The sequence below is a fragment of the uncultured Campylobacter sp. genome (genome assembly GCF_938045595.1).
Classification (GTDB): domain Bacteria; phylum Campylobacterota; class Campylobacteria; order Campylobacterales; family Campylobacteraceae; genus Campylobacter_B.
Window position 1 is genome coordinate 17,984 of record NZ_CALIBB010000092.1, and the last position, 11,014, is coordinate 28,997.

Consider the following 11,014-nt stretch of genomic DNA (forward strand, 5'->3'; position numbering starts at 1 on the left):
AATTAGGCAAGCAATTCGGCTCTACGCGCGAGGCGAGTTATAAAAGGCAGAACCAAGGGCAGCAAGAAGAGGCAAATTTTAAAATTTAAAGCGGCGCGGCTATTAAATTTAAAAGCGCTCTGCTTTGCAGTAAAATTTTAAAATTTACGCGCCGCGTATTTAAGACACGCCGTAAATTTAAAGCCGAGCAAGCCGCAAGCCGGTACGCGCGCCAAAGCAAAGTAAGCCCGCGGCTTACAAAGCTTTGAAATTTTAAAAATTTAAGGATCATATAAATTTAATGAAAGTAAGATCGTCGATTTTTTATACCATCACGTTCATCTTCGCGCTCGCCGCCGTAGGCGTTTCGCTCGCCCTACTCTGGCTCATCGGCTACGATCAGCAAAACTACACCCGCGAGCTAAACTCCAAGTACTCCATCGTCGCGCGCGCGAACCTATATCAGATGAGCAAGCTCATCAGCGATGTCGAATACGAACGGCAGGTCGCGAATTTCGAGTTTTCGACGATCCGCGATGAAGCCAAACGCGATGAGATCATCAAAGGCGCCGAAATTTTAGACAGTATCTCCGCAGACATCGGCTCTGCAGACATCTTGCTGTTTAAGCGTAAACACTATCTCAAAATTACTCACGCTGGCGAGACGCGGCTTTTAAATGACAAGGAGTATCAGCCCTACCGCTACGATATTTTTAAGGCGATCTACGGCGTCATTTTGGTGATCATCCTGCTTGCGTATATCTTCATCATCCGCAAAATTCGCCCCCTTCGCAAGCTCAAACGCCAGATCGATAAATTTGCTAAAGGCGATCTTCAAATCAAGGACGTAAGCGCGGGAAACGACGAAATTTCCGAGGTTTCGCACGCATTTTACGAGGCGGTCACGCAGATAAATAAGCTTAACGAATCGCGCCATCTGTTTTTGCGAAACATAATGCACGAGCTCAAAACCCCCATCACAAAGGGTCGCATCGCCGTTGAGATGATCGAGCACGGCAAAAATCAAGAGCGCCTCATCTCGGTCTTTGAGCGGTTGGAGAGCCTAATCAACGAATTTGCGGCGGTCGAGCGCGCGACTGCGGGCACGGCGCTGCTCGAACGCGGAATTTTTTCAATGGATGAAATTTTAAAAGAAGCGCTCGGCATCGCGATGATCGAGCCCGGCTGCGTCACGCTGCAAAATCCGCTAGGCCTGAGCTTAAACGTAGATCTGAAGCTCTTTTGCGTCGCGGTGAAAAATTTAATCGACAACGCCGTAAAATACGCCGCAGACGGTAAAATTTTAATCCGCTTAGATGCCGAGTCGATGGACTTCATAACGCTCGGCGAGCCGCTACAGAAGGACTTTAGCTACTACAAAGAGGCCTTCGTCAAGGGCACGAACGCCAAGCAAAGCTTCGGCCTGGGACTCTACATCGTCGATAACATCGCCAAGGCGCACGGGCTAAAATTCCTCTACCGCAGGCAGGATGAGCTAAACGTATTTTATTTTGAGGGGATCGAAAATATAGCGACGTTATGAAATTTAAGCACATTTTTTATATTATTGCGCCAAAAATTCGAAACGAGAAGATGCGAAATTTCATATTTTTAGCGCTGTTTTTAATCGCGACCATATTTTTTCTACCTCGCGGCGCACAAGCCGAGAGTTTTATCACCGACGAGGAGTACGGCGCGATGCTGTATAAAAACCCGCGCGGCGTGGGCTGCGATAAGTGCCACGGCGAAAAGGGCGAGGGCTCGCTGATCGCGACGTATAAAGAATTTAACCGCACCGCAGGCGCCTATTACGAGCGCGCCCTAAACGCGCCGCCGATCAACAATCTCTCGCTTCAGGAGCTCGCCGACGGGATCAGTAGCTCGCGCGACGTGATGCCAAGCTACTTCCTGACGCAAAACGAGATCATCATCATCTACAAATATATAAAATCGATAAATCAACCCAAAAAGAAGGAGAAAAAATGAATAATCACGACGAATTTTTAGCGGCACTTAAACTTATCCCTGGCGGTGTCGATTCGCCGGTGCGAGCATTCGGCAACGTCGGCAGCGAGCCTTTTATGGTGGATCGCGGCGAGGGCTCGTATATCTACGACGTCGAGGGCAAAAAATATCTCGACTTCGTGCAGAGCTGGGGTCCGCTCATCTTCGGTCACGCGGATGCCGACATAGAGCGCGCCGTCGTGCAAACCGCCAAAAAGGGACTAAGCTTCGGCGCATCCAGTCCGCTTGAGACGCAGCTTGCCTCGCTCGTGCTAAAAAATTTCGATTTCCTAGATAAGATCCGCTTTACCAGCAGCGGCACGGAAGCTACGATGAGCGCGATCCGTCTTGCGCGCGCCTTTAGCGGACGAGATAAAATTTTAAAATTTGAGGGCTGCTACCACGGCCACAGCGACAGTCTACTCGTCAAAGCGGGCAGCGGCGCGAGCACCTTCGGTAACGCAAGCAGCGCGGGCGTGCCGCAGGATATCGCAAAAAACACCTACCTAGCTAGATACAACGACATACAAAGCGTAAAGGACGTCCTAGCGCAAAACGACATCGGCACGATCATCATCGAGCCGATCGCGGGGAATATGGGCCTAGTACCCGCTGATCCTAAATTTTTAACCGAGCTTCGCGCGCTGTGCGATGAGAAAAAGATCGTGCTGATAATCGACGAGGTAATGAGCGGCTTTCGCGCGAGCGAGCTAGGCAGCTACGGCGTCTACGGCGTCAGCGGCGATATGGTAACCTTCGGCAAGGTCATCGGAGGCGGCATGAGCGTGGCGGCGTTTGCGGGCAAGCGCGAAATTATGGATATGATAAGCCCGCTAGGAGCGGTGTATCAAGCGGGCACGCTAAGCGGAAACCCCGTCGCAATGGCCGCAGGCATCGCCAGCCTAAGTAAAATTTACGCTAGCAGCGGCCTTTACGAAAGGCTCGGCGAGCTTGCCCGCAGACTTACGGACGGGCTTTGCGCCATAGCGCAGCGCCGTGGCATCGTGCTACAAACCGCCTGCGTAGGCTCGATGTTCGGCTACTTTTTTGCAGACGAAGAGGTGCGCGACTATGACGGCGCTTTGCGGGCAGACACCACGCGTTTTGCAAAATTCCACGGCGAGATGATTAAGCGCGGCGTATTTTTGGCGCCTAGTCAGTTTGAGACGGGCTTTATCTGCTCCACGATGGATGAAGCGCAGATCGACTTTGCGCTAAACGCGGCAGATGAAGCGATGGCGGCACTTTGAGGGCTGTGTTTTAAATTTAATCGGATTTTAGATGAGAGTAACGAAAAATTTAAACAAAATCGTAAAGGGCGCCTGCGACATCAGTCTAGGCATCTCAATCGTCGTAGCAATCGGCATCGGAGTAGCGATCGGACTTGGGCTGCGGCATCTCACGGGCTCGCTGCTTCTGCTCTGGTTCGGCATCGCTATCGGCATCGCAGCGGCGTTTTTAAACGTTTACCGCGCGTGCAAGGCGCTAAATTCGAGCTTAAAAGAGCTTGAAAACGATCCGAAATACAAGGCGGATCCGAAAAATTTCGACGACGACGATGAATGGGATGAGCGGGATTGAATAGGCGGTTTTTGCTCATATACTGCGCGCTAAACGCGGCATTTGCTATGCTTGGGCTAGCGCTTTGCGGCGGCGGATTTTTCGGCGCGGGCTCTTTCGGCGTGCGAGCGCTTGCCTGGCTTCTTAGCTTGGAGGCTGGATTTTTGGGCGCATTCGGCGCGGTATATTTTTCGTTTCGCGCTTATCGCAACAAGATAGAAGATGAGCTGAGAGCCGGTAAATACGATGAAATTTTACGGCAAAGCCCTAAAAATTCCACTGGTTTTATGAACGACGAAACTTCCGCAAACGATACGAATTCCGCAAGCTGCGGCGGCGAAAACCGAGGCGGCATAGGCGGCGACGATAAAATTTCATACAGCGAAGTTTACGGCGGTGAAATTTTAAAGAGCGAAAATTTTAGCAGCCTAAATTTAGGCGCTGAAATTTTAAATGCTCAAAATTCCAAAGGCGCGGTAAATTTCACTAGCGGCGAGACCAGCACCGAAAACGATGATAGCCACGCTCTGTACGATGAGACCTCCGCCGAGCGTGCCGCAAACTCCGCTGCCGACGAAGATACCGAAAATTTTACCGCCAAGCGCGACATAACCGCCGCTGGTGAGCGCGACGTAAATTCCACCGAGAGCAGTCGCAACGAAACCTCCGCTTGCGACGCGACCGCTTTGGGACACGCTGCCGCCGATAAATTTAATATGAAAGATTGCGCGACTTGCGGCAACTCACACGGCGGCATAAACGACGAAGCTAGCGATAGTTCGCAAGGCGACATAGGCGAGCGTTACGACGACTTGAAAGGCGGAACGAGCAACGACCCGGGCGACGGCGTAGATCACAGCAATCATAGCGACGGCGTAGATCGCAGCAATCATAGCGATGGCACAGATAGCGGCGATCTGGACGACGGTATGAGCGATTTTGGGGGCGGGATTGGCACCGCTCGCGACGAATCAAAGGATGATTTAGAAGGCGCGGACGATTTTGAGGGCGAGCTTGAGCGGAACGCGGTTCGGAGCAATTTTGCGGGGGCGTTTTTCTCTCCGTTTAAAATTCTGTCCTACGCGGCGCTCGTGGCGACGATCTACCTGCTTGCCAAGCTGTCCTTGCTAAACCCGCTAGCGATTATCTTGGGCGTTACGATCATTCCTCTGGGCACGATGATCGCTGCCTTGGGCGGCAAAGACGCTCGCTGAAGCTCAAACGGCGCGAGCAGGACGCTTTAAATTTTAAAATTTAGCTTGGGCGGGATTGAGCGCAGTCAGACGCAGGATAAAATCGCGACGACTCCTGCCATCGCGAGCCGTGCCACGGATACCGCGCATTTCGGTACGTACCCGGGCGGGCTAAATTTATAAAATTTACGCCGCGCATCTTTGGACTTCTGCGTAAATTTAAACCGCTCATTGCAAGCCGTAGAAATTTTACCGGCATTTCTCGCATAATTCTAAAACTAAATTTAACCGCCGCAAATTGCAATTCAGCGCGAAATCCTTATCTATATTTAATTAAATTTTAGCTACCATTACGCAAAATTTGAGGAAAAATTATGAATTATGATACCTTGAAAAAAATCTTTTTTCGATTTGATCCAGAAACCGCTCACAAGATCGCAGAATTCGGACTTCGCGCGCTCTATGCGACTCCGGGCGGGCTTGAGGTTTTGGCAAAATTCGGCGTTTATAAAGATGAAATTTTAACTCAAAATATATGGAATTTAAGCTTCGATAATCCAGTAGGTATCGCGGGCGGATTCGATAAAAACGCTACGATGATCGCGCCGCTGGCCGCTCTTGGCTTCGGGCACATAGATTTTGGCACCTTTACGCCGCGTCCTCAAAGCGGCAACAAAAAGCCGCGACTTTTTCGCCTCGTTAGCGAGCAGAGCATTCAAAACGCGATGGGCTTTAACAACGAAGGCGCCGATGTTATCGAGCATCGCGTGCAAAAAATTTATCCTTTTGCAATCCCGATCGCCGCAAATATCGGCAAAAATAAGACCACCTCGAACGAGGATGCGCTGAGCGATTACGAGGTCTTGGCGCGTAAATTTGACGGGCTGTGCGATTTTTTCATCATCAACGTAAGCTCGCCGAACACCCCGAATCTGCGCGCTTTGCAAGAAAACAGCTTCATAAGCGAGCTGATCGGAGCGATGAAAAAGATCACGAACAGACCGCTCGTCTTAAAGCTGGCGCCCGATATGAGCGCGGCTCAGGCGATCGCGCTGTGCGAGTGCGCGGTGCAAAGCGGCGCAAGCGGCATCATCATAAACAACACGAGCGTCGATTATTCGCTAAGCCCCAACGCCAGGGACTTCGGCGGCCTAAGCGGCAGGCTAATCACCGAAAAATCGCGAAAGCTTTTCGCACAGGTCGCTCGCGAGCTCTTCGGCCGCACGATCCTAATCAGCTGCGGCGGCATAGACAGCGCGCAGGAGGCCTACGAGCGCATCAAATCGGGCGCGAGCCTGGTTCAAATTTTTACCGCCTTTATCTTCAAAGGCCCGTTCGTCGCAAAATTGATCAACGAGGGGCTGGCAGAGCTTTTGCGCGCAGACGGCTTTAATAGCGTCGGCGAGGCGGTCGGAGTAAATTTAAAAGATCGCGCGGGCGAAGGATACGGCATCAGAAATGATCTGGCGAAAAATCTCGGCAACGGCGCGGATTTGCGCACTTACAAAAATAAAGACGCGGAAGCTAAAGCGGATAAAATTTCGAGTGTGAGCAAAGGCGAGGAGGCGAGCGAAATTTCAAACGCGCCCGAAAGCAGGGATGCGGACGAAAATTCTAACGACGGCAAAAGCGAAATATCGGGTGTCCAAGCAGATGAAATTTCTGCCGCTAAAACAGATGAAATTCCGAGCGCTCAAACAAACTCAATCTCTGAATCGGACGAAAATTCCGATGCTTCGGCAAATTTAAACGTCTTAGTAAGCGCAGATACCGCGACGGATCAAAGCTCAGCCGAGCAAAGTAGCGCGGAGAACAAAATTTCCGAGGTTAAAAATACAAAACGAAGCAGCGCAAAAAGCAAAAATTTAGAGGCTAAAAGCACAAAGCAAGACAGCGCAGATCGAAAGCAAGATAAAATTTCAAAAAGCGGCGTAAGCTCTAAGCGCGGTAAAATTTCAAAGGACGCCTTGCAGAAAGATGACGTACAGAATGGCGCCTTGCATAAGGACGCCGTGCAGGATAATATCTCACAGAAGGACGCTACGCAAAAAGACGCCTTACAGAAGGATGCCGAAGCAAAAAATCTCTCAAAAAGCGACGCAAAGAGCGAGAATTTAGAGGCCAAAAAAGCAAAACAAAGCGGCACGGCAAGTAAAACCGCCAAAACCAAAACTGCAACTAAAGCCGCACCAAAAAACGACATAGAAAGTAAAAATTCTAAAACTAAAGCCGCGCCAAAAAGCAGCGTGGAAAGCAAAAGCTCCAAGGCTAAAAACGTAAAACAAAGCAACGCCAAAACTAAAAAAGCTGAGGTAAAAGAGGCTAAAGAGATCAAAGAAGCTAAAGAACTTAAAGAAACCAGAGAGACGAGCGGCGCCCAAGACGCGGAGCAAAACTCAAGCAAAAGACGAAAGGTGAAAAAAGATTAATGTTTCCGAAATTTAAGAAAATCACGCTGCAAAACGGGCTTCAAATTTATCACATCCCGATGAATAAAGGCAGCGGCGTCATCAGCGTGGACGTGTTTTACAACGTCGGCTCGCGCGACGAGATGATGGGCAAAAGCGGCATCGCGCACATGCTGGAGCATCTAAATTTTAAATCCACGAAAAATCGCAAGGCGGGCGAGTTTGACGCGATCGTAAAGGGCTTTGGCGGCGTAAATAACGCAAGCACGGGCTTTGATTACACGCACTACTTCATCAAGTGCGCGAGCTCAAATTTAGAGGTCTGCTTGGATCTTTACGCCGACATAATGCAAAACTTAAGCCTCAAAGACAAAGAATTTCAGCCCGAGCGCAAGGTCGTGCTCGAGGAGCGGCTGTGGCGCACCGATAACGATCCGTTCGGATATCTATTTTTCAGGCTCTATAACGCCGCGTTTTTGTACCACCCGTACCACTGGACGCCGATCGGCTTTCGCAAGGATATCGAAAACTGGAGCATCAAAGATATCAAGGAATTTCACGCTAAATTTTATCAGCCGCAAAACGCCGTGCTGCTGATCACCGGCGACATCGGCGAAAAAGCGGCGTTTGATGCGGCTAAAAAACACTTCGCGCCCGTAAAAAACAAAGGCGAAATTCCGCGCCTTCACTGCACCGAGCCCGCGCAAGACGGCGAGAAGCTTAGCGTTATTTACAAAAACAGCGAGGCGCAGATCGTTGCGGTCGCCTTTAAAATTCCGCCGTTTAACCACCCTGACGCCGCGGCGATCAAAGCGATGGATATATATCTTAGCGGCGGCAAGAGCTCGCTTTTGCAGCGCGTGCTGGTCGATGAGAAAAAGCTCGCCAATCAGATCAATATCTACGATATGAGCGCCAAGGACGAGAATTTATTTATAGTCTTTGCCGTTTGCAACCAAGGCGTAAGCGGCGAGGCGCTGAGAGATGAAATTTTAGCGCTGATCGAAAAAGCCAAAAAAGCTAAAATAAGCGACGACGATATGCTAAAGATCAAAAACACCCTAAGCAGCGATCTTATCTACTCCCTCGACAGCGCTAGCAAGGTAGCGCAGATGTACGGCAGCTACATCGTCCGCGGCGATCTGGACGCGCTATTTAGGCTGGAGCGCGAGATCAAAAGTCTAGATAAAAACGCGGTTAAAAAAGCGATGAAAACCTATCTAAGCCTTAAAAGCTCCACGAGCATTATCTTACGAAAGGAAAACGATGAATAAAAATGTCATAATCGGCTCTATGACGGCGCTGATCACGCCTTTTAAAGAGGGCAAACTGGACGAGCAGACCTACGCCAAGCTCATCAAAAGACAGATCGCAAACGGCATAAGCGCGGTCGTGCCCGTCGGTACCACGGGCGAGAGCGCGACGCTGACGCACGACGAGCATCGCGTCTGTATCGAGATCGCCGTGGACGCGTGCAAGGGCACGGACGTTAAGGTGCTAGCGGGCGCGGGCAGCAACGCAACTCACGAAGCGATCGGGCTCGCGCAGTTTGCGCAGGCTCACGGCGCGGATGGAATTTTATCCGTAGCGCCCTACTACAACAAACCCACCCAAAAGGGACTCTATCTGCACTACAAGGCGATCGCAAGCTCGGTAGATCTGCCGGTGCTCCTATATAACGTCCCGGGTCGCACCGGCTGCGACATAGCCGCAGATACGATCATCAAGCTTTTTAACGACTGCGAGAACATCTACGGCGTCAAAGAAGCCAGCGGCAGCATCGATAAATGCGTCGATCTACTCGCGCACGAGCCGCGCCTTAGCGTGCTTAGCGGCGAGGATGCGATCAACTATCCGATCCTAAGTAACGGCGGCAAGGGCGTGATCTCCGTCACCGCAAATTTACTGCCCGATTACACGGCAAAGCTAACGAAATTTGCGTTGCAAAATGAGTTTTTAAAAGCCAAGCAGATCAACGACGATCTCTACGCGATCAATAAAATTTTATTCTGCGAGAGCAATCCGATCCCGATCAAAGCGGCGATGTATATCGCGGGTCTGACGCCGAGTTTAGAGTACCGCTTGCCGCTTTGCGAGCCGAGCGCGGAAAACCTCAAAAAAATAGAAAACGTAATGAAACAATACACTATCAAAGGATTTTAATTGACGAACGAATTTAAAGGAAAAACGCTAGTTATCAGCGGCGGCACGAGAGGCATAGGCAGGGCGATAGTTTTGGAATTCGCAGCCGCGGGAGCAAATATCGCTTTTACGTATAATTCCAACGAGGAGCTAGCGACTTCGCAAGCAGCCGATCTTGAGAAGGCTTACGGCATCAAGGCGCGCGCTTATGCGCTCAATATCTTAGAGCCCGAGACCTACAAGGAGCTCTTTGCCAAGATCGACGAGGATTTTGCGCGAGTGGATTTTTTCATCTCAAACGCCATCATCTCGGGTCGCGCAGTCGCGGGCGGATACACTAAATTTATGAGGCTAAAGCCGCGCGGCATCAATAATATCTTTACCGCGACCGTAAATGCCTTCGTCGTGGGCGCGCAAGAAGCGGCAAAGCGCATGGAAGCGGTAGGCGGCGGCTCGATCATATCGCTTAGCTCCACGGGAAATTTAGTCTATATCGAAAACTACGCGGGTCACGGCACGGCAAAAGCCGCCGTTGAAGCGATGGCGCGCTACGCCGCGACCGAGCTCGGCGAAAAAAACATCCGCGTAAACGTCGTTAGCGGCGGACCGATCGAGACGGACGCGCTACGAGCCTTTACGAACTACGAAGAGGTGCGCGACAAGACCGCCGAGCTTAGCCCGCTAGGACGCATGGGGCAGCCGGAGGATCTGGCGGGAGCATGTTTATTTCTATGCTCGAGCAAGGCTAGCTGGGTGACGGGGCACACCTTCATCGTCGACGGCGGAACGACCTTTAAATAATGCTAAATTTACCCAATATTTTAGCGAGCTTTCGCGTTGCGCTGGCGCCGCTGTTTTTCTGGCTGATCTTACTAGCCGGCCATGCGAACGGCGGCATGGTGGGCTCGGTGCACGTCAGCTGGATCGATTATTTCGCCGCGCTCGTCTTCGTTATCGCCTCCGTCACGGACTTTTTCGACGGATACATCGCGCGCTCTTGGAACCAAAAAACGAGACTTGGCGCCATCATCGATCCGCTCGCCGATAAGATGCTGACGCTTGCGGGCTTTTTGGGGCTTATGTTTATCGGGCGCGCCAGTCCGTGGGCTATCTACCTAATCCTAATCCGCGAGTTTTTCATCACGGGCCTTCGCGTGGCGATGGCGGGCGACGGCGTAGAGGTCGCCGCGTCGATGGCGGGTAAGGTAAAAACGGTCTTTCAGATGATCGCTATCGGCTGGCTAACGATGCAATGGCCCTATGCAAACGCCCTACTCTGGATCGCGGTCGCACTGACGCTATATTCGGGCTTTGAATACGTCGCGGCGTATGCTAAGGCTACGAAAAAGAGTTAAAATTTGGTTTAAATTTGGCATAAAATTTAAACCAAATGAGATATACTGAATCGCAAATTATGCGATCTTATCCTTGGGTGTATGTAGGATAAAAATCTACGTGCCGCTCATTTAGATTAATAGTAATATATCAGCAAAATAAGGAAAATTGTTATGATGTATGGGACTTTGAGAGTTAGCGAAGATGTGATTAGGCAAAATGCTGGAGCGTTACTAAAATTTCAAGATTCAAAATACGCCAAAAGTGGTGTCGGACAAATAACTACGTTTAATGAACTTGGTTTTAGCGGGGTTAATAAAAAGCCCGACGGTTGGTATTTTCCGCACGATATAAACGAAGTTGCCATAATTTTAGAGACCAAAGCCTATGAGC

The 11,014-nt window shown here is 50.5% G+C and carries 10 protein-coding genes and 1 pseudogene; all 11 read left to right on the plus strand.

What is annotated here, in order from left to right:
- The first annotated feature begins 280 nt into the window (after positions 1–280).
- Positions 281–1,522 (plus strand): ArsS family sensor histidine kinase, encoded by a 1,242-nt coding sequence (locus Q0340_RS03705; RefSeq protein WP_298082211.1) that lies wholly within the window; start codon positions 281–283, stop codon positions 1,520–1,522.
- A 50-nt stretch (positions 1,523–1,572) separates the two neighbouring features.
- Entirely contained in the window at positions 1,573–1,965 is a 393-nt protein-coding gene (locus Q0340_RS03710) for a cytochrome C oxidase subunit III (RefSeq protein ID WP_298082212.1), read from the plus strand.
- Positions 1,962–3,233 (plus strand): glutamate-1-semialdehyde 2,1-aminomutase, encoded by a 1,272-nt coding sequence (gene hemL, locus Q0340_RS03715; RefSeq protein ID WP_298082213.1) that lies wholly within the window; start codon positions 1,962–1,964, stop codon positions 3,231–3,233. The genes Q0340_RS03710 and hemL overlap by 4 nt, the downstream gene beginning before the upstream one ends.
- A 31-nt stretch (positions 3,234–3,264) precedes the next feature.
- Positions 3,265–3,564: an AtpZ/AtpI family protein gene (locus Q0340_RS03720; protein WP_297988133.1), complete on the plus strand. Its 300-nt coding sequence runs from the start codon at positions 3,265–3,267 to the stop codon at positions 3,562–3,564.
- Between the two features lie 11 nt (positions 3,565–3,575).
- Positions 3,576–4,757, plus strand: a complete 1,182-nt coding sequence (locus Q0340_RS03725) for a hypothetical protein (protein WP_298082214.1) — start codon at positions 3,576–3,578, stop codon at positions 4,755–4,757.
- Positions 4,758–5,110: 353 nt separating this feature from the next.
- Positions 5,111–6,163 (plus strand): annotated as a pseudogene (locus Q0340_RS03730) (quinone-dependent dihydroorotate dehydrogenase); the annotation flags it as partial.
- Between the two features lie 1,001 nt (positions 6,164–7,164).
- A complete protein-coding gene (locus tag Q0340_RS03735; protein ID WP_298082215.1) occupies positions 7,165–8,418 on the plus strand; it encodes a pitrilysin family protein in 1,254 nt (417 codons plus the stop codon).
- A complete protein-coding gene (gene dapA, locus Q0340_RS03740) occupies positions 8,411–9,307 on the plus strand; it encodes a 4-hydroxy-tetrahydrodipicolinate synthase (protein WP_297988127.1) in 897 nt (298 codons plus the stop codon). The genes Q0340_RS03735 and dapA overlap by 8 nt, the downstream gene beginning before the upstream one ends.
- Entirely contained in the window at positions 9,308–10,087 is a 780-nt protein-coding gene (locus Q0340_RS03745) for an enoyl-ACP reductase (RefSeq protein WP_291937459.1), read from the plus strand. It begins immediately after the preceding gene.
- A complete protein-coding gene (gene pgsA / locus Q0340_RS03750) occupies positions 10,084–10,641 on the plus strand; it encodes a CDP-diacylglycerol--glycerol-3-phosphate 3-phosphatidyltransferase (RefSeq protein WP_298082217.1) in 558 nt (185 codons plus the stop codon). Before Q0340_RS03745 ends, pgsA begins: the two co-directional genes overlap by 4 nt.
- A 153-nt stretch (positions 10,642–10,794) precedes the next feature.
- A partial coding sequence (locus tag Q0340_RS03755; protein WP_298082216.1) for a hypothetical protein occupies positions 10,795–11,014 on the plus strand: 220 nt, incomplete at its 3' end.